The organism is Streptomyces sp. NPDC052109 (assembly GCF_040680195.1).
Classification (GTDB): Bacteria; Actinomycetota; Actinomycetes; order Streptomycetales; family Streptomycetaceae; genus Streptomyces.
Window position 1 is genome coordinate 188892 of the sequence record NZ_JBFAWF010000003.1, and the last position, 18267, is coordinate 207158.

Here is an 18267-nt window from a genome sequence, read left to right on the forward strand (position 1 = left end):
GCGGTCGGGCCGTCGGCGGCTGTTGGGAGGGTCTTGGCGTGGCCGGTTCGCCGGCGTCCGGTGCCGGTCGTACGGAGGAGCGGGGCGTTGGCGGCCGGGTGGAGGGCGGTGGCCTGGGCGGTCGCGTGGGGGTGCGGGGCGGGGGTGGTCGTGGGGGCGGTCGGGCCGTCGGCGGCTGTTGGGAGGGTCTTGGCGTGGCCGGTTCGCCGGCGTCCGGTGCCGGTCGTACGGAGGAGCGGGGCGTTGGCGGCCCGGTGGAGGGGGATGTCATCGGCGGTCGTACCGAGGAGCGGGGTGCCGGCGGCCCGGTGGAGGGCGACGGCCCCGGCGGTCGTGTGGGGGTGCGTGGGGCCGGTCGGGTGGGCGGCGCCCGTTCGTGGGGAATCGGCGTCGACCGCCCGTCGGCGGCCCGGGATGACCGGCGGCGGGCCGAGGGGCGCGTCACCGGGCTCAGCGTGTTCGAGAACGGCACGGACGTACGGCGCGACAGTGCCGGTGCCGGGCGGATCGTCAAGGTGTGGGGACTCGGTGGCGTCCGCATCGGCGACGCGCTCGGTCGGCCGGGCGCGGCCCACGGGCACCACTTCGCGCCGCCCACCCTGGAGACGGTCGTCGTGCCCGGTCCCGCCGCCGACCGGCGCTCGCTGCACCTCGCGCTCACCCAGCTCGCCGAACAGGACCCGCTCATCGGAGTCCGGCACGACGAACTGCGCGGCGAGACCTCCGTGTCCCTCTACGGCGAGGTGCAGAAGGAGGTGATCCAGGCGACCCTCGCCGGCGAGTACGGCCTCGACGTCACCTTTCGTGAGACGACGACCCTGTGCATCGAACGGCCGGTAGGCACCGGGCTCGCCGTGGAGTTCAACAAGAAGGACCCCAATCCGTTCCTGGCCACCGTCGGCCTGCGCGTCGAGCCCGCACCGCCCGGCGCGGGTGTGGCGTTCCGGCTGGAGGTGGAGCTCGGCTCCATGCCGTACGCCTTCTTCAAGGCCGTCGAGGACACCGTCCGCGAGACGCTCGGCCAGGGACTGCACGGCTGGCGGATCCCCGACTGCACGGTCACCATGACCCACTCCGGCTACTCGCCCCGGCAGAGCCACGCCCACCAGGGTTTCGACAAGAGCATGTCCAGCACCGGGTACGACTTCCGGGGCCTGACCCCGCTGGTGCTGACCGAGGCGCTGCGCAGGGCGGGCACCCGGGTGCACGAGCCGATGCACCGCTTCCGGCTCGAGGCTCCGGCGGACACGCTCGGCGGACTGCTTCCGGCGCTGGCCCGGCTGGGCGCCGTACCGGAGACCACCGGCGCGCTCGGCGCGGCCTGTGCGCTGGAGGGCACGGTGCCGGCCGCGCGGGTGCACGAGCTGGAGCAGCGGCTGCCCGGACTCACCCGGGGCGAGGGGGAGCTGGAGACCGCCTTCGACCACTACGCGCCGGTCACCCGCGGCACGGTCCCGGAGCGGCCGCGCACCGACCACAACCCGCTCAACCGGAAGGAGTACCTGCTCAACGTGATGCGCCGGGTGGGGGATTGAAACGACGAACTGACTGATAGTCAACTTACTGGGGAGTCAGAAGGTATTGACGCCGTCCGGGCCGGCCCGGACTGTGGTGGGCATGCCGAATGTCCGGGTGCGTCTGCTGGTTGTTCTGGTCCTCCTCAGTGGATTCCTGGCGGTCGCGGGCCTCCCGCCCGCGACCGCCGCGACCCCCGCGCTCCCCGCCGATTCCCTCTGGTTCGACGGCACCCCGCTCACCGTGCGGGACGGCCGGTTCACCGACGGCCAGGGGCGCGAGATCGTCCTGCGCGGCTACAACGTCTCGGGCGAGGCGAAGCTGGAGGAGCATGGCGGCCCGCCCTTCGCCTCGGTCGCCGACGCCGAGAAGTCGGCGAGCGCGCTGCGAGCCCTCGGTGGCGGGAACACGGTCCGCTTCCTGCTCTCCTGGGCGCACGCCGAACCCGTGCGCGGCCGGGTGGACACCGGGTATCTGGCCGCCGTCACCGAGCAGATGCGCGCCTTCCTGGACGAGGGCATCCGCGTCTTCCCGGACTTCCACCAGGACCTGTACTCCCGCTACCTGTTCGACAGCGGCAGCTGGTACACGGGCGACGGCGCCCCCGAGTGGGCCGTCGACGCGGGCGGTTATCCCGCCGAGTCGTGTGGCATCTGTCTCTTCTGGGGCCAGAACATCACCCAGAACACGGCCGTGCGGCAGGCGCAGTACGACTTCTGGCACAACGCCCACGGCCTCCAGGACGCCTTCCTCACCACCGCCCAGTCCACCATGGCCTATCTCCAACAGCACTTGAGCGGGGCCGAGTTCGCGGGCATCGCGGGCTTCGACCCGTACAACGAGCCCTACGCGGGCAGTTACGACTCCGGGCAGACCTCCCGCACCTGGGAGAGCGGCCTGCTCTGGCCGTTCTACGAGAGGTTCCGCGCCCGGATGGATGCCGCCGGCTGGCAGGACAAGCCCGCCTTCGTGGAGCCCAACCTCTTCTGGAACGCCAACATCTCCACCCAGAAGCAGGAGGGCGGCCTGCTGGACGCGGGCACACTCGGCCCCGGATACGTCTTCACCACCCACTTCTACGACCAGAAGGCCATCTCCGGCATCCTGATGTGGGGCAAGGCCGCCGACGGCCAGTACGCCTCCGACTTCGGCGCCGTACGGGACCGCGCCGCTGCGGCCGGCACCGCGGCCGTGGTCAGCGAGTTCGGCCACCCGCTGTCCGGCACGGTGTCGGACAAGGCGCCGACCGTCCTGAAGGCCATGTACCAGGCGCTCGACTCCCGTGTGCCGGGGGCCGGTTGGTGGACGAACCCGGCTGCCTCCGGGCCGGTGCTCTCCGGCACCCAGTGGCAGTGGGACCTCTACAGCGGCCGGCACCACGAACTCATGAACGGCAATCCCGACAAGGTGCTCACCTCCGGCGACGCCTGGAACGGCGAGGACCTCTCCGCCGTACGGCTGGACGACTCCGAGAACGTCACCCTGCGCCAGGACGCGCGCCTGCTGGACCGCCTCTACCCGAGCGCCACGGCCGGCACGCCCCTCGCCTTCACCTATGAGGACCGCTCCCGCGACGGCTCGACGACCCTCACCTGGAACCCGGTGCCGAGCACCCTGCCGAACGTGGCCAAGGTCGTCGGCTCCGGCCGGTACGGGCTGCTGGTGTGGCGCTCCGGCGACGGCACCGCACCCACCGAACTGCACCTGCCGGCGACCTTCCCCACCGCGTCCACCACCGTCGTCTCCGACCTGGGCACGGCCTGCGCCCCGCCCGCCTACACCGGCGCCGCCACCCCGGTCGCCGTCGCCCCCGAGCCGGGCGGCACCGGAAGCCGCCGGCTGCTGCTCAGCGACACCGACTCCGGGGCCCTGCACTTCGCCCTGGTGACCGACGGGGGGGCCACGGCACCCTCGGCCGACCTGCTGACCGCGGCCAGGTCCGAGCTGGCCGCGTGGGCGGCGGCGCACTTCTGAACCATCGGGGCAGGTCTGGCAGGAGCCGTACGGCTTCCGGGAGGAGTGGGGTCACCCCGGAGGCCGTACGGCGCTCAACTCCCCGTCGGACCGGTCCAGTCGGCCTGCACGTGCCCCAGCCGGACACGCTGCGGATGGTCGCCGACCGGCACCGACAGCACCTTCTGGCCGGTGGCGAAGTCGATGGCCGTGACCTGGTCGGCGCCGGCCTCGGAGATGACGCAGTCCTTGCCGTCGCCGCTCACGGTCGCCCAGTACGGGGTCGACGCGGTGATCAGCGGACCCACGTCGAAGGAGGCCCGGTCTACCACGGTCGCGTAGTTGTCCATCGTCCCGGCGACGCACAGCTTGGTGCCCTCGGGGTTCATCGAGATGCCGTGGTGGCGCGAGTCGAGCAGCCACGTGGTGCGGTCGGGATTGGTCGCCGGGTTCTCCGGCAGCGTCTTCACCCGGGTGATCCTGTCGGTGGCCACGTCGTACTCCAGGAAGCCGTTGAAGAACGACACCTGGAAGTACAGCTTGGACCAGTCCGGCGTGAAGGCGGCGGGCCGGACCGCGTCGGAGAAGTCCTTCAGGCCGATCGCGTCCAGCCGCTGCCGCATGTCGATGGTCCTGACCTGCTTGAACGTGGTCGCGTCGACGATCGTGATGTGACGGTCGCCCTTGGTCCAGTCCCAGGCCGGGTCGTCCAGGGACGTCGTGACCTCGCCGATGGACATGTTCCAGATGTACGTGCCGCCGTTGGTGAAGAAGTTCTCGTGCGGCTTGTCGCCGGTGTCGAACTCGCCGAGTTCCCTGCCGGTGTCGATGTCCAGTACCTGGACCTTGTTCGCGGTGGACGCCGAGACCGCGACCCGGGTGCCGTCGGGCGAGACCGCCATGTGGTCGGCACGGTAACCCGCCACCGGGAAGCGCCAGTTGACTTTGTCCGTGGCCAGGTCGATGGAGACGACGTCGGCGAAGCTCGGTCGCGAGACGACCACGGACTTCCCGTCGGGCGTGGAGTACATGTCGTCCACGTACTGGTCGTGTCCCTCGCCGACCTCGTTGCGGATGGATGTGTAGTAGATCCACTTGATCGGGTCGGCGTTGATCTCCGCCAGCCGCTGCGCCTTGTCGGGGATCACGTTGATCCGGCCGATCTTCGCGAAGTCGCCGGAGGACCTGATGACGTCGGCGGTGCCGTCCCAGTTGTTGCCGACGAACATCACCTCCCGCAGGCCGTCGGCGGTGCCGTTCGCGGCGGAGGCGGCGGTCGCCGGTCCGGCGACGGTCAGGGCGAGGGCGGCGGCCACGGAGCAAAGGTGCCTGGTTCTGGAGGCAGGCATGACTGCTCTCTTTCCTCGGGGAGCGTGCGGGGAATCTGAACACGGGCGCATTCACAGTGAACTTACTGAAAAGTAAGGAGCGAACGGCCTTCGCGACAAGATGTGTGCACGACAAGATTGGGTGAGCGGGAGGCGGACGGAGGGGGACATGTGACGGGCAGGATCAAGGCGCCGACGGGCCGCTACCGCGGCCGTTCCGCCGAGGAACGGCAGGCCGAGCGGCGCCGGCGCTTCCTGGACGCGGCCCTGGAGCTGTTCGGCGGCGCGCCCGGCTACCGGGGGACGACGGTGGCCGCGCTGAGCCAGGCCGCCGGCCTGTCCACCCGTCAGTTCTACGAGGAGTTCCGCACCCTGGAGGACGTCCTCGCCGCGCTGCACCTCGAGGTCAACGGCTGGGCCGAACAGGCGGTGCTGGACGCCCTCGCCACGGCGGACGGGCTGCCGCTGGCCGAGCGGGCCGCCGTGCTCTTCCGGGCCTACGCCCGCGACGTCACCTGCGACCCGCGCCGCATCCGCATCACCTTCGTGGAGATCGTCGGCGTCAGCCCGCGCCTGGAGGAGCAGCGGCTGGCCCGCCGGGCCCGCTGGATCGACCTCATCCGCGCCGAGGCGGACGCGGCGGCGGCGCGCGGGGAGGCGGCGCCCCGTGACTACCGCCTCGCGGCGGCGGCCTTCATCGGCAGCGTCAACGGCCTCCTGCACGACTGGAGCGCCGGCTGGGTGGACGCCACGCTGGACGAGCTGGTGGACGAGCTGGTCCGGCTGCTGCTGGGCATGCTCCGGCCGGAGGACTGGCGGCCCCGGACCAGGTGACTCGGGCGGCTGTCCGGCGTGTCTCGCCAGGTCGGCGGGCTCCGATGCGGCTCGGCGCGCGGGATCGGCCCGGAGCTGGTCTGCTGGTGCGGGGGCGTCGTACCCGTGCTCCGGATGAAGGACACACCGCCGGACAGCAGGAGAGAGTGTGATGAGTACCTATCGAGTCGCGCAGGTGACGACCGCGGGCGGCCCGTTCGAGCTGGCCGAACGGCAGGTGCCCGAGCCGGGCCGCGGGCAGGTGCGGATCGCCGTGGAGGCGTGCGGGATCTGCCACAGCGACGCGCTCTTCGTGAACGCCGAGCTGCCGGGCGTGGCTCTCCCCGTGGTCCCCGGGCACGAGATCGCCGGGCGCATCGAGGAACTGGGCGAAGGCACTCAGGACCGTGGCTGGCAGGTCGGCGACCGGGTCGCGGTCGGCTGGTTCGGCGGCAGCTGCGGGCACTGCGGGCCGTGCCGGCAGGGCGACTTCATCGTCTGCCGGAATCTGCAGGTGCCCGGATGGGCGTACGACGGAGGCTTCGGCGAGAAGGTGATCGCGCCCGTAGACGCCCTGGCCCGGATTCCCGAAGCGCTGGCGGCGAGCGACGCGGGCCCCATGGCCTGTGCGGGAGTGACCGTCTTCAACGGGCTGCGGCGCAGCTCCGCCAAGGCCGGCGACCGGGTGGCGGTGCTCGGCCTCGGCGGCCTGGGGCACCTCGCCGTGCAGTACGCGGCCGCGCTGGGTTTCGAGACCGTGGGGATCGCCCGGGGCGCGGAGAAGGCGGACTTCGCCAAGCGGCTGGGCGCCCACCACTACGTCGACAGCACCTCCGGCACCCCGGTCGCCGAGGCCCTGCAGTCCCTCGGCGGTGTGAACGTCGTGCTGGCCACCGCCGGGAACTCCGAGGCCATCGCGGCCACCGTGGACGGCCTGGCGCCCCGCGGCGAGCTGGTGGTCATCGGAGCGGACAGCGAGCCGATGGGCATCGTCCCGGCCCAGCTGCTGATGACCGGCCGGATCGTGCGCGGCCATCCCTCCGGCACGTCGCAGGACGTGGAGGACACCATGGCCTTCAGCGCCCTGCACGGCATCCGCCCCATGACCGAGACCGTGCCGCTGGACGGCGCGGCCGAGGCCTACCAGAAGATGCTCTCCGGCAAGGCCCGCTTCCGGATGGTGCTCACCAACGGCTGACCGCGGGCACCGGTGGACCGGCCGGGCGCTCAGCCGCCCAGCCGGTCGAGCGCCGCCAGGACCGGGGCGGCGCCGTCCTCCTCGCGGACACGGGCGCCCAGGGCGTGCGCCCGCCTTCGGTACTCCGGCTCACGGGTGGCCCGTACCAGGGCCGAGGCCAGCGCGTCCACGGTCAGGCCGCGCAGCGGCACGACGGCCGGGGCGACGCCCAGCGCCACCAGCCGGGCGGACCAGAACCCCGCGTCGAACTGCACCGGTACCGGCACGGCCGGCACCCCGGCGCGCAGCCCGGCCGCCGTCGTCCCCGCGCCCGCGTGGTGGACCACCGCGGCCATCCGCGGGAAGAGCAGCGCGTGCGGCAGGTCGCCGATGGTCAGCATGTCGTCGCCGGCGGCCGCGAGCCCGCCCCAGCCACGCTGGATCACCCCGCGCAGCCCGGCCCGCCGCAGCGCCGCGACCACCTGTGCGCTGAGCCGCCCGGCGTCCGGCACGGTGGCGCTGCCCAGCCCGACGAAGACCGGCGCAGGACCGGCCTCCAGGAACCGCCGTACCGGGTCCGGGAGTTGGCTCTCGGTGTAGTACGGCCACCAGTAGCCGCTCACCGTCAGCCCGGCCCGCCAGTCCCGGGGGCGGGGCACCACCAGGGGGCTGAAGCCGTGGTGCACCGGCCAGTGCCGCCGCTCGCGGGCCCGCCGTGCGGCACCGGCCCGCACCGGGGGCAGTCCGAGCCGGGCACGCACCCCGGGTACGGTGGCCGCGAAGACGTGCTCCACGGCGAGGCTCACCCCGTGCCCGGCGAGCCGGTTGGCCGTCCCGCCCCAGAGGCCGCCGCCGAGCACGGCGGGCGCGAACTCCCGTGTGGGGGCGAGGGGTTGCAGATAGACGCCCATGCTCGGCGCCCGTAGCCCCTCGGCGATCGTGTGCCCGAGCGGGGCCAGCGAGGCGGACAGCAGCAGGACCTCGGCGTCGCGGGCGGCCGTGAGCAGATCCTCGGTCATCCGCCCGACCAGCCGCCGCGCCAGATCCACCACCCGCAGCAGTTTCCCGGCGCCGCTCGCACTGCGGTGCAGGCCCCGGCCGCGCGGGGACTCCAGTTCCGCCCGGGGATCCACCGGCAGCGCGTGGAACCGTACGCCGGAGCCCGCCACCAGCGACTCGAAGCGGGCGTGGGTGACCAGGGTGACCTGGTGTCCGGCCCGGGCGAGCCGATACCCCAGCCCGGTGTAGGGGGCCACATCGCCCCGGGATCCCGCCGTCATGACCGCGATGCGCACGACGGCCAGTATGGCCGAACCGCGCCTCGCACGGGCCCGACGACCCGGCCGTGGCGACCGGTTCACACCCGGCGCGGCAGTGGCCGGCCGGCGGCCTCCACGGTCTGCTCCGGCAGGGGGCGATCGTCATGGGTCCGACGCCGCCCGGCACCGGCGTGACCAGCGAGGCGCGCTCCACGGCGGAGTCGAAGTCGACGTCGCCGAGGTTCCCCGGGGCGTAGGCCGCGTCGAACACGGCCGCGCCGGGCTTGACGTCCTGCCCGCCGATCAGCCGAGGCCGGCCCACGGCGGCGACCACGGTGTCCGCCTCCTGCACGGCTGACGACAGGTCCCGGGTGAGCGAGTGGCAGTACGTCACGGTGGCGTCCCGGGCCGGGAGCAGCGCGCCCACCGGCTTTCCGAGGATCGCGCTGCGGCCCACGACCACGGCTCGCTGCCCGGCGGGGTCGGCGTCGTACGCGTCCAGCGGCCGCGGGATGCCGTGCACGGCCGGATCGGCCGACAATGACCGCGGCACGCCCACGAGTTCGTCCGTGGTCGCGGTGGTCGGCAGGGGCACGTGCGGGGACTCGATGCCGTCCCTGCGGCAGCGGTTCCGCTTCATGCGCACGCAGGTCACGGGCGCCCGCGGCGCTCCTTCCGGCGCCTGCCGCACCGGCCCGCGCCTAGGCCCTGTCGGCCTAGTCGTCCCAGGCCTGGATGATCAACTGGTCGGCTATTTTGCCGTCACGCAACGTGACCATCGACTCGGCGAGCACCCGGGTGCCGTCCCCGTACTGGCAGAACTCGCTGAACGCGGCGTGATCGCCCTGCACGACGCACCGGTCCAGCTTGTGTGTCATGTCGCGGCTGTAGACGTCGTCCAGCAACTCGGCGATCTGCCCCCTGCCGCGCAGGACGGTGGGGTGGCTGGGCTGGTTGTCGCGGTCGACGATACGGATCTCCGCGTCGTCGGCGTAGAGCGACAGAAGGGTGTTCCCGGTCGTCCCTTCTATGCCCCGACGCAGTGTGTCGACGTCGAAGGCGGAACCTGTCGCGGTGCCCATGGGTGACCTCCTTCGGGCGCCCGTGGCCCGGCGGGGCGCGGATCGCACGGACTCCTACCCTTCGAGACTCCTCCGGCCCGGCGGTCACGGCAAGCGCACGCGGCCGGCTCCGCCTCACGGGTGAGGAAGGGCCGCCGCCCGTGTCCCGACGGGGCCCGGCACCGTTGCTGAGGGCATGATCTCAACACGACGTATCGTCGCGGCTCTCGGCCTCGCCGCCGGGGTCACCGGCCTTGTCGCACCGGTGGCGAACGCGGCAGCCACGAGCGCACCGCACACCGGGCAGGTCAACCCCATGGCCGTGCTCGACTCGCTCACCGTCAGCGACATCCCCGCCAAGCACCGGGCGGAGGTGCCGCGGGTCTCGAAGCAGATGCGCGCGCTGAACAAGGTGGGCGAGCTGAAACGGCTGAACGAGCTGCACCAGGTCACCGACCCCGTGGCCCCCGTGACGGGGCTGCTGCCGGCCGTCCAGTCCTGAGCCACCGGCGGCGCGCCGTTCCGGCCCGAGAGGCCCGGACGCCGGGGCGGTCGGCGACGTACACACCAGGGCCGTCCTGCGGGGCGGCCCTCACTGCTGTGCCGCCCCGGAGCCGGAGCCCGGCCCCGACCGCAGCAGCGGCCAGTCTCGGGACAGTGCGAAGGCCGCGGCCGTACCGCCCGGCAGGCAGGCCGGCAGACAGTCCGGGAGCATGCGGGTGAGCCGGTCGCCCGGGCCCAGTTCCAGCCAGGTGCGGACGCCGTCGCGGTGGAGCACGCCGACGGTCTCCGCGAAGCGCAGCGGCGCACGCCGTACCCAGAACTCCGGCTCTGCGGTCTCGGCGCCCACCGGGCGGGCGGTGACGTCCGAGACGAGGGGGAGGCGCGGTTCCCGCGGGTGGAGCGTGGCCAGGGTGCGGCCGTAGGCGTCGAGGACGCCGCCCGGGTGCGGGCAGTGCGGTGCCGTCTCCGCCGGGCCGCTCAGCAGCCGGGACAGGGTACCGACCGCATGGCAGGCGTCCGCCAGGGAGAAGACGCCCGCGACGTACGCTGCGGCCATCCGCCCGGCCGCCTGCCCGAACACCACGTCCGGCCGGACGCCCCAGCTGCTCAGCAACCGGTACTGGGCCACCTGGAGCGCGAAGACCGCCGGCCCTGCGAACGGCTCCCGGTCCAGCAGTGCGGCCGTACGCGAGCCGTCGTCCGCGAACATCACGCATTTCAAAGGGAGTTCCAGATAGGGATCCAGGCGCGCGCAGATGTCGTCCAGCGCGTCGGCGAACGCCGGGAATGCTTCCAGGAGTTCGCGTCCTGTGCCCGCGCGCGGCACGGCGCCGGCCGAGAAAAGAAATGCGGTGCGTCCATTGCGGCCGTCGAGAGACATGCCCCCCATTGAGGCACGCCCGGTCCTGCGCACACACCAGGCAAACTCCCGCACCCTGCAAAAAGATTGCCATCATGGAATGACGTTATTCGTTCACATTCTTACCGGACGGCGGAGTATTTCTTACGAAGGGGCGCGGTCGTTCTCGTCGGGGTGCGTCGGCGTGGCGTATTTTCCGCCGCGGCCGGAAAGATCCACGCCGACCGCCGTGGTCCGCCCCGCTACCCCTCGGTCGCGCGTAGTGTCGGCGGGGAAGGCTATCGAGGAAGGGGCCAGACCATGGCGCAGGAAGTGCGCGGCGTGATCGCACCGGGGAAGGACGAGCCCGTACGGGTCGAGACGATCGTGGTGCCGGATCCCGGGCCCGGCGAAGCCGTGGTGCGCGTCCAGGCCTGCGGCGTCTGCCACACCGACCTGCACTACAAGCAGGGCGGCATCTCGGACGACTTCCCCTTCCTGCTCGGTCACGAGGCCGCCGGTGTGGTGGAGGCGGTCGGCGAGGGCGTGACCGACGTGGCACCGGGCGACTTCGTCGTCCTCAACTGGCGCGCGGTGTGCGGCGCCTGCCGGGCCTGTCTGCGCGGCCGGCCCTGGTACTGCTTCGACACGCACAACGCCCGGCAGCGGATGACGCTCGCCGACACGGGGCAGGAGCTGTCCCCGGCCCTGGGCATCGGGGCGTTCGCCGAGAAGACGCTCGTCGCCGCCGGCCAGTGCACCAAGGTCGACCCGGCCGTCTCCCCGGCGGTCGCCGGCCTGCTGGGCTGCGGGGTGATGGCCGGGATCGGAGCCGCCATCAACACCGGTGGCGTCGGCCGGGGCGACTCCGTCGCGGTCATCGGGTGCGGCGGCGTCGGTGACGCGGCCGTCGCCGGCTCGTACCTCGCCGGCGCGGCGAAGATCATCGCCGTGGACATCGACGACCGCAAGCTGGACAAGGCCCGCACCCTGGGCGCCACCCACACCGTCAACTCCAAGGAGACCGACCCGGTCGCGGCGGTCCGCGAGCTGACCGGCGGCTTCGGCGCCGACGTCGTCATCGACGCCGTCGGCCGCCCAGAGACCTACCGGCAGGCCTTCTACGCCCGCGACCTCGCCGGCACCGTCGTCCTCGTCGGCGTCCCCACCCCCGAGATGAAGCTCGAACTGCCCCTGCTGGACGTCTTCGGCCGTGGCGGCGCCCTGAAGTCCAGCTGGTACGGCGACTGCCTGCCCTCCCGTGACTTCCCCATGCTCATCGACCTGCATCTGCAGGGCCGGCTGCCGCTCGACGCGTTCGTCACCGAGACCATCCAGCTGGACGAGGTGGAGAAGGCGTTCGAGCGGATGCACCAGGGTGACGTGCTGCGCTCGGTGGTGGTGTTCTGATGACCGTACGCATCGAACGCCTCGTCACCTCCGGGCAGTTCACCCTCGACGGCGGCACCTGGGACGTCGAGAACAACGTGTGGATCGTCGGCGACGAACGGGAGGTGATCGTCATCGACGCCGCCCACGACGCCGAGGCCATCGCCCGTGCCGTCGACGACCGGCGCCTGATCGCCATCGTGTGCACCCACGCCCACAACGACCACGTGAACGCCGCGCCGGCACTCGCCGACCTCACCGGCGCCACCGTCTGGCTGCACCCCGACGACCTGCCGCTGTGGAAGATGACCCACCCAGGCCGCGACCCCGACCGGCATCTGCTGGACGGCCAGGTCATCGAGGCGGCCGGCGCCGACCTGACCGTGCTGCACACCCCCGGCCACGCCCCCGGCGCGGTCTGCCTGCACGACCCCGCGCTGGGTGTCGTCTTCACCGGGGACACCCTCTTCCAGGGGGGCCCGGGCGCCACCGGACGCACCTACTCCCACTTCCCGACGATCATCGACTCCATCCGCGACAAGCTCCTCACCCTCCCGCCGGAGACCAAGGTCCTCACCGGCCACGGCGACTCCACCACCATCGGCGCCGAGGCACCCCACCTGGAGGAGTGGATCAGGCGCGGACACTGAGACCGCGCCGCAACACCGACAGAGGATGTCCGGCTTTCCCGTGACAGTGGACGGCGACAGCTGTCACCGCACACGGGAGGCCGGACATGTCAGGACCGCTGCAGGAGAAGGTGGCGCTGGTCGCGGGCGCGACCCGGGGCGCCGGACGCGGCATCGCCGTGGAACTCGGCGCGGCGGGCGCCACCGTCTACGTCACCGGGCGCAGCACACGCGGGCACCGCTCCGAGTACGACCGCCCGGAGACCGTCGAGGACACCGCCGACCTCGTCACCGCCGCCGGCGGGCGCGGCATCGCCGTACCGGTCGACCATCTGGACCGGACCGCCGTACGAGCCCTCGTGGAACGCGTCGACGGCGAACAGGGGCGCCTGGACGTCCTCGTCAACGACATCTGGGGCGGCGAGAAACTCTTTCAGTGGGACACGCCGGTCTGGGAGCACGACCTGGCCGCCGGGCTCAGACTCCTCCGGCTCGCCGTCGAGACACACGCGATCACCAGCCACTTCGCGCTTCCGCTCCTGCTGCGCCGGCCCGGCGGCCTGGTCGTCGAGATGACCGACGGCACCACCGAGTACAACCGTGACACCTACCGCGTGAACCTCTTCTACGACCTCGCCAAGGCCTCCGTGCTGCGCATGGCCTTCGCCCTCGGCCACGAACTGGGCCCGCGCGGGGCCACGGCCGTCGCCCTGACCCCGGGCCGGCTGCGCTCGGAACTGATGCTCGACGCGTACGGTGTCCGCGAGGACAACTGGCGCGACGCCCTCGTCCGCGAACCGCACTGCGCCATCTCCGAGACCCCTCGGTTCGCCGGTCGCGCCGTCGCCGCCCTGGCAGCCGACCCCGACGTGGCCCGCTTCAACGCGCAGTCGCTCTCCAGCGGTCGACTCGCCCGGGAGTACGGCTTCACCGACCTGGACGGCAGCCGGCCCGACGCCTGGCGTTACCTGGTCGAGGTGCAGGACGCGGGCAAGCCGGCCGACGTCACCGGATACCGGTGAAAGAACGCCCGCGGCGCCGTACGGTCACCGCATGACCGATCACACCCGCTTCGCAGGACACGGAGTTCTCGTCACGGGCGCGGCCCGCGGCATCGGCGCCGCCGTCGCCCGGAGGCTCGCCGAGGAGGGCGGGCAGGTCCTGGTCACCGACCAGGACCTGCCCGAAGCCGAGCGGACCGCCACCGCCCTGCGCCAACAGGGGCTCAGCGCCCGGGCGTTGGCGTGTGACATCGCGGACCGCGCCTGCGTGGAGGCGGCCGTGGCCCACGCCGTCGACACCTTCGGCTCCCTCGACGTGCTGGTCAACTGCGCCGCCCACTGCACCCCGGACGTGCCGCTCTTCGAGGACGACCCCGACGACGTGTGGGCGCTCGACCTCGACGTCACCCTCACCGGCGCCTACCGCTGCTGCCGTGCCGCCCTGCCCCACCTCGCCGCCTGCGGACGCGGGGCGATCGTCAGCATCGGCTCCGTCAACGGCCTGCAGGACTTCGGCAACCACGCCTACAGCGCCGCCAAGGCCGGCCTCGGTTCGCTGACCCGCACCCTCGCCGGGCACGCGGCGGCCCGGGGTGTGCGGGTGAACCTCGTGGTGCCGGGCACGGTGCGCACCTCGGCCTGGACGGGGCGCGAGGACGAACTCGACGCGATCCGCCCGCTGTACCCGCTCGGCCGGGTCGGCGAGCCCGAGGACATCGCCGCGGCGGTCGCCTTCCTCGCCTCCCGCGACGCGGCCTGGGTCACCGGCACCACCCTGGTGGTCGACGGCGGACTGACCGCGGTGAACACCGGCTTCCACGCGGCGGTACGGCAGCCCTGAGCCGTCAGCCGGAGGCAGCCGCCAGCGCGTCCAGCACCCGCCGGGTGTCGTCTCCGGTGGTGCGCCAGTTGCTGAACGCGGCCCGCAGCCCGGGCAGCCCGCCGTACACCGTCGGCGTCACATAGGCCTCCCCGGATTCGGCGACGGCCCGGGCCAGCGCCTCGACCCGCTTTTGTGTGGGGTCCTCGGCGAGCGTGAAGCAGACGACGTTGAGCCGCACCGGCGCGAGCAGGCGCAGGCCCGGCAGCGCGTCGATGCCCGCGCCGAGCCGGCGGGCCAGGGCCACGTTCCGTTCGACGATCTCCCGGTGCCCGGCACGCCCGTAGGCCACCAGCGAGAACCACGCCGGCAGCGCGCGCAGCCGCCGGGAGTTCTCCGGGGTCAGATGCAGGAAGTCGGGCTCGCCGGCCGGCAGGCCCAGATAGGGGGAGGCGTTGTGGAACACCCTCACCTGGAGGTCGCGGCGCCGGGTGAACTGCACGGCCGCGTCATAGGGCACGTTGAGCCACTTGTGCAGGTCCACGCAGACCGAGTCGGCCGCGTCGAGACCGTCGACCAGCGTGGCGTACTCGGGACAGAGCGCGGCGAAACCGCCGAACGCGGCATCGACGTGCAGCCAGAAGTCGTACCTCGCCTTCAGCGCGGCGATGGCCCGCAGATCGTCGAAGTCGACGGTGTCGACGGTGCCCGCGTTCGCCACGACGATCGCCGGCCGGCCCGCCAGCCGGACCAGCTCCGCCTCCAGCGCCGTCACGTCCACGGCCTCGCGGTTGCCGGACAGCAGCGGCACCCGCCGCAGCCGGTCCCGGCCGATGCCCAGCACCGACATCGCCTTCGGCACACTGGAGTGCGGGCTGCCGGACAGCACGTCGACCGGGCCCAGCGCGGCGGCACCCGCGCCGGAGACGTCCACCCCCAGCTGTTCGCCGAGCCACTCGCGGCCGATCGCCAGGCCGACGGTGTTGGAGACGGTCGCGCCCGTCACGAACGCCCCGCTGTGCGCCTTGCCCAGCCCGAACAACTCACGCAGCCACGCGAGTGTCTCCCGCTCCAGCTCCTGCCCCCAGGAACCGCCCGCCCCGGACAGGTTCTGGTCGAACGCGGACGTCAGCCAGTCCCCGGCGACCGACGCGGGGGTCGCGCCACCGGTGACGAAGCCCAGATAGCGGGGCCCGGCGGAACCGGAGAACCCCGGCGCCCACCGCTCGGCGAACCGCATGAGAGCGGCTTCACCGCCCAGCCCGTCCTCCGGGAGCGGGGCGAGCACGGGCGCCCGTCCGGACGCGGCGACCGGCCGCTCGGCCAGCCCGGCCGCGTTGTCGGCGGCGAAGTCACGGGCGGTCTGGAGGAGTTCGGGGAGCCGGGAGAGGTCGGCGGCGAGGGTGGGGTGCATGTGCGCCAGCGTAGGCAGGCGGCAGAGCCGTACGCCCGGTCCAATTCGGAGGTACTGGACCTGGCGGACCGGAGCCGGTCGGACCGACCGGACTACGGCTCCCCGGCGGCGCGGGGAACCGCTCGGGCAACCCGCCGTGGACCCGCAGCCGGAAGCCCCCGGTCGGCGGCCTCGCCGCCGCCCTCGGTCATGACGTCGTACACGGCCTCGACGTCACCGTCGCCCTGGGTCTGGACCGCCGGGTGCCCGGTGACCGGCTGCGGATCCCGCTCGACGCCGTCGATCCGCGCGCCTTCCGCGTCTTCGGCACCGACCTCACCGGCGTACGGCTGTGCGCGGACGATCTCGACTGGTCCTTCGGCTCGGGCGCGCCCCTGTACGGCCGGGGCCAGGACCTGCCGCTGGTCGCCTACGGCCGCAGGCTTCCCGCAGGCCGGCTGCGCGGCGCCGAAGTTCACCGTTTCGTCACAGCCTGACCGGAACCACAACCCCCGCACCCCGGCACAGGTCTAGTAGTCCGAGATCGCGGGAATCGCGCAGGGGAGCGCCCGGGGCAGGCCCTGGGCGACAAGGGGAGAAGAGGTTGCACATGGGGGACATACGCAGACGCGGCGTCGTCGCGCTGGGCGTCACGGGACTGGTCGCGCCGCTCACGCTCGCCCTCACCGCGGCACCGGCTCAGGCCGCGAGCTGCACCACGCAGGCCGGGCCGTATCAGAAGCAGGTGGAGAAGTTCCTCGGCCGGCCGGTGGACGGCAAGCAGTCCGCCGCCGACTGCAAGGCCATCAAGGCCTTCCAGGACAAGCACGGGATCACCCCGGACATCGGCTACGCCGGATCCGTCACCTGGGGCGTGATGGACCTGATGAACAAGCAGAAGGCCGTCGGGAACAACCCGAACAAGGACGGCAAGTGCCCGGTGAACAAGGGCCGCATCGCCTGCGTGAACCTCACGCTCCAGCTGAGCTGGATCCAGGACGGCAAGAAGCTCGTGCACGGGCCGGTCCCCGTGCGCACCGGCCGCAAGGGCTACGCCACACGCACCGGCCTGAAGAAGATCTACTGGCGGGACATGGACCACGTCTCGACCGTCTACAACGTGCCGATGCCCTACAGCCAGTTCTTCGACGGCGGCCAGGCCTTCCACTCGGTCAACCTGAGCATGTGGAACCCGCCGGGCTCGCACGGCTGCGTCAACATGACCACCAAGGACGCCAAGGCGTACTGGTCGCTGCTGAAGACGGGCGACGACGTCTTCGTCTACGGCCGCAAGCCGGGCACCTGAGCCGTCGCCCCCGGGCCGTCACGCCTCCGGTGCGTCCCCGAAGTCGGGGACAGCGAGCCGGACGCCGCCCTGCCGAGCCGACTCGTGCGCGATGATGCCCGGCAGGGTGTAGCGGGCGGCCACCCATGCGTTCACCGAGGGCAGCGAACGGGTGTTGACGGCGGTGACGAAGTCGTCCACGAGGAAGTGGTGGCTGCCCTCATGGCCGTTGTGCAGCCGGTCGAACTCCCTCGGCAGCCCGGACCGGTCGTGCACCGGCGCCGACCCCGAGGTGAAGGCGGCCCGCAGCTCCGGCGCGACGTGTGCCAGGGAGGGGTCGTCGGGGGCCGGCGTCGGCTTGGGCTCCAGCAGCTCGCTGATGTCCTTCACCCCGTTCTTGTCCTGCCACAGGGCCACCGTCGCCAGCTGCTCCATGCTGGCCTCGGTACCGAAGAACCGGAACCGGGACTCGCGGATGTGCGAGGGATAGCCGACCCGCCGGAACTCGTTTGTACGGAACGATCCGCCGCCCGCCACTTCGAACAGGGCGGTCGCGTTGGACACGTCGTTGTCGAACCGGCTGACCGAACGATCGAAGACGCCGTCGCCGCGATCGTCCCGCACACCGATCGCCGACACGCTCACCGCGTGGGTCCGCCAGGCCCCGAGCACGCCGCCCACCGAGTGCGTCGGGTACAGCAGCGGCGGATAGCTGGCGGTCGCCTTCCAGTTCTCGCCGCCGCTGTACCGGTAGGCCTCGTAGAAGCCGAGGTCCATGTCGTGGACGTAGTCGCCCTCGGCGTAGAAGAGCCGGCCGAAGGCGCCCCGCGCGACCTGGTTGCGGGCGTGCACGGTCGCCGGGTTGTACTGGCTGGTCTCGCCCATCATGTACGTCAGTCCGGTGGTCCGGACCGCGTCGATGATCGCGGATATCTCGTCGGTGGTGATCGCCATGGGCACGGCGGAGTAAACGTGCCTGCCCGCGGCCAGGCCCTGCAGGACCAGCGGCCCGTGCGTCCAGCGCTGGGTGAAGATCGCGACCGCGTCGACCGCCGCCGACTCCAGCATGGCCTCGTAGGACGGGAAGGTTCCGGCGAGGCCCTGTGCGGCGGCGAGCCGCTCGGCTCGCTCGGGCAGCAGATCGGTGACGAAGACGTCACGGACGCCGGGATGGGCCTGGAACAGCGTGGCGAACTGACCGGAGAACTGGCCGGCGCCGACGATGCCGAGAGAGAAAGTCATGCCGGTTACTTTTGATGCGGAAGAATCGGGCCGTCAAGAGGTGGGGGGTGCCTTCTCCCG

The 18267-nt window shown here is 72.4% G+C and carries 15 protein-coding genes and 3 pseudogenes; 11 read left to right on the forward strand and 7 right to left on the reverse strand.

Annotated features, from left to right (window positions below; translation table 11 throughout):
* Positions 1 to 431: 431 nt before the first annotated feature.
* Both AB0L59_RS09570 and AB0L59_RS09575 read left to right on the forward strand, forming a co-directional pair.
* Positions 432 to 1535: pseudogene (locus tag AB0L59_RS09570) on the forward strand (GTP-binding protein); the annotation flags it as partial.
* 82 nt (positions 1536 to 1617) lie between these two features.
* A complete protein-coding gene (locus AB0L59_RS09575; RefSeq protein WP_365581230.1) occupies positions 1618 to 3489 on the forward strand; it encodes a cellulase family glycosylhydrolase in 1872 nt (623 codons plus the stop codon).
* A gap of 74 nt (positions 3490 to 3563) precedes the next feature.
* Here AB0L59_RS09575 and AB0L59_RS09580 read toward each other — a convergent pair whose 3' ends face one another.
* On the reverse strand, positions 3564 to 4817 hold the full coding sequence (locus tag AB0L59_RS09580) for a YncE family protein (protein WP_365581232.1): 1254 nt from the start codon (positions 4815 to 4817) through the stop codon (positions 3564 to 3566).
* Between the two features lie 150 nt (positions 4818 to 4967).
* Between AB0L59_RS09580 and AB0L59_RS09585 the strand changes: the two genes are divergently transcribed.
* A complete protein-coding gene (locus AB0L59_RS09585; RefSeq protein WP_365581234.1) occupies positions 4968 to 5630 on the forward strand; it encodes a TetR/AcrR family transcriptional regulator in 663 nt (220 codons plus the stop codon).
* A gap of 151 nt (positions 5631 to 5781) precedes the next feature.
* A complete protein-coding gene (locus AB0L59_RS09590) occupies positions 5782 to 6807 on the forward strand; it encodes an alcohol dehydrogenase (protein ID WP_365581236.1) in 1026 nt (341 codons plus the stop codon).
* A gap of 29 nt (positions 6808 to 6836) precedes the next feature.
* Here the strand turns inward: AB0L59_RS09590 and AB0L59_RS09595 are convergent, their stop codons facing one another.
* The 3 genes and pseudogenes from AB0L59_RS09595 to AB0L59_RS09605 form a co-directional block, all read right to left on the reverse strand.
* Positions 6837 to 8066, reverse strand: coding sequence for a glycosyltransferase (locus AB0L59_RS09595; protein WP_365581613.1), 1230 nt, complete (start codon positions 8064 to 8066; stop codon positions 6837 to 6839).
* Positions 8067 to 8143: 77 nt separating this feature from the next.
* Positions 8144 to 8706: pseudogene (locus tag AB0L59_RS09600) on the reverse strand (bifunctional 5,10-methylenetetrahydrofolate dehydrogenase/5,10-methenyltetrahydrofolate cyclohydrolase); the annotation flags it as partial.
* Positions 8707 to 8761: 55 nt separating this feature from the next.
* On the reverse strand, positions 8762 to 9127 hold the full coding sequence (locus tag AB0L59_RS09605) for a nuclear transport factor 2 family protein (RefSeq protein WP_365581237.1): 366 nt from the start codon (positions 9125 to 9127) through the stop codon (positions 8762 to 8764).
* 175 nt (positions 9128 to 9302) lie between these two features.
* Between AB0L59_RS09605 and AB0L59_RS09610 the strand changes: the two genes are divergently transcribed.
* Positions 9303 to 9608, forward strand: coding sequence for a hypothetical protein (locus tag AB0L59_RS09610; protein WP_365581239.1), 306 nt, complete (start codon positions 9303 to 9305; stop codon positions 9606 to 9608).
* 90 nt (positions 9609 to 9698) lie between these two features.
* Here AB0L59_RS09610 and AB0L59_RS09615 read toward each other — a convergent pair whose 3' ends face one another.
* Complete coding sequence (locus AB0L59_RS09615) at positions 9699 to 10490, reverse strand: acyltransferase domain-containing protein (protein WP_365581241.1); 792 nt, start codon at positions 10488 to 10490, stop codon at positions 9699 to 9701.
* A 279-nt stretch (positions 10491 to 10769) separates the two neighbouring features.
* On the opposite strand from AB0L59_RS09615, the gene AB0L59_RS09620 reads away from it, so the two are divergent.
* The 4 genes from AB0L59_RS09620 to AB0L59_RS09635 all read left to right on the forward strand — a co-directional run bounded on the left by AB0L59_RS09620 (position 10770) and on the right by AB0L59_RS09635 (position 14308).
* Entirely contained in the window at positions 10770 to 11858 is a 1089-nt protein-coding gene (locus tag AB0L59_RS09620; RefSeq protein WP_365581243.1) for an S-(hydroxymethyl)mycothiol dehydrogenase, read from the forward strand.
* Positions 11858 to 12487, forward strand: a complete 630-nt coding sequence (locus tag AB0L59_RS09625; protein ID WP_365581244.1) for an MBL fold metallo-hydrolase — start codon at positions 11858 to 11860, stop codon at positions 12485 to 12487. Before AB0L59_RS09620 ends, AB0L59_RS09625 begins: the two co-directional genes overlap by 1 nt.
* A gap of 86 nt (positions 12488 to 12573) precedes the next feature.
* The gene (locus tag AB0L59_RS09630; RefSeq protein ID WP_365581245.1) at positions 12574 to 13488 is read left to right on the forward strand and encodes an SDR family oxidoreductase; all 915 of its coding nucleotides are present in this window, start codon (positions 12574 to 12576) and stop codon (positions 13486 to 13488) included.
* A 31-nt stretch (positions 13489 to 13519) separates the two neighbouring features.
* Positions 13520 to 14308 carry an SDR family NAD(P)-dependent oxidoreductase gene (locus AB0L59_RS09635; protein ID WP_365581247.1) on the forward strand — a complete coding sequence of 263 codons (789 nt, stop codon included), beginning with the start codon at positions 13520 to 13522 and terminating at the stop codon, positions 14306 to 14308.
* Positions 14309 to 14312: 4 nt separating this feature from the next.
* Here the strand turns inward: AB0L59_RS09635 and AB0L59_RS09640 are convergent, their stop codons facing one another.
* Positions 14313 to 15701: a pyridoxal-dependent decarboxylase gene (locus AB0L59_RS09640; RefSeq protein WP_365581249.1), complete on the reverse strand. Its 1389-nt coding sequence runs from the start codon at positions 15699 to 15701 to the stop codon at positions 14313 to 14315.
* A 155-nt stretch (positions 15702 to 15856) separates the two neighbouring features.
* Between AB0L59_RS09640 and AB0L59_RS09645 the strand changes: the two are divergent.
* Positions 15857 to 16177: pseudogene (locus tag AB0L59_RS09645) on the forward strand (hypothetical protein); the annotation flags it as partial.
* A 113-nt stretch (positions 16178 to 16290) separates the two neighbouring features.
* A complete protein-coding gene (locus AB0L59_RS09650) occupies positions 16291 to 16986 on the forward strand; it encodes a L,D-transpeptidase family protein (RefSeq protein ID WP_365581250.1) in 696 nt (231 codons plus the stop codon).
* An 18-nt stretch (positions 16987 to 17004) separates the two neighbouring features.
* On the opposite strand, the gene AB0L59_RS09655 is transcribed toward AB0L59_RS09650, so the two are convergent.
* The gene (locus AB0L59_RS09655) at positions 17005 to 18207 is read right to left on the reverse strand and encodes a Gfo/Idh/MocA family oxidoreductase (RefSeq protein ID WP_365581251.1); all 1203 of its coding nucleotides are present in this window, start codon (positions 18205 to 18207) and stop codon (positions 17005 to 17007) included.
* Positions 18208 to 18267: the final 60 nt, after the last annotated feature.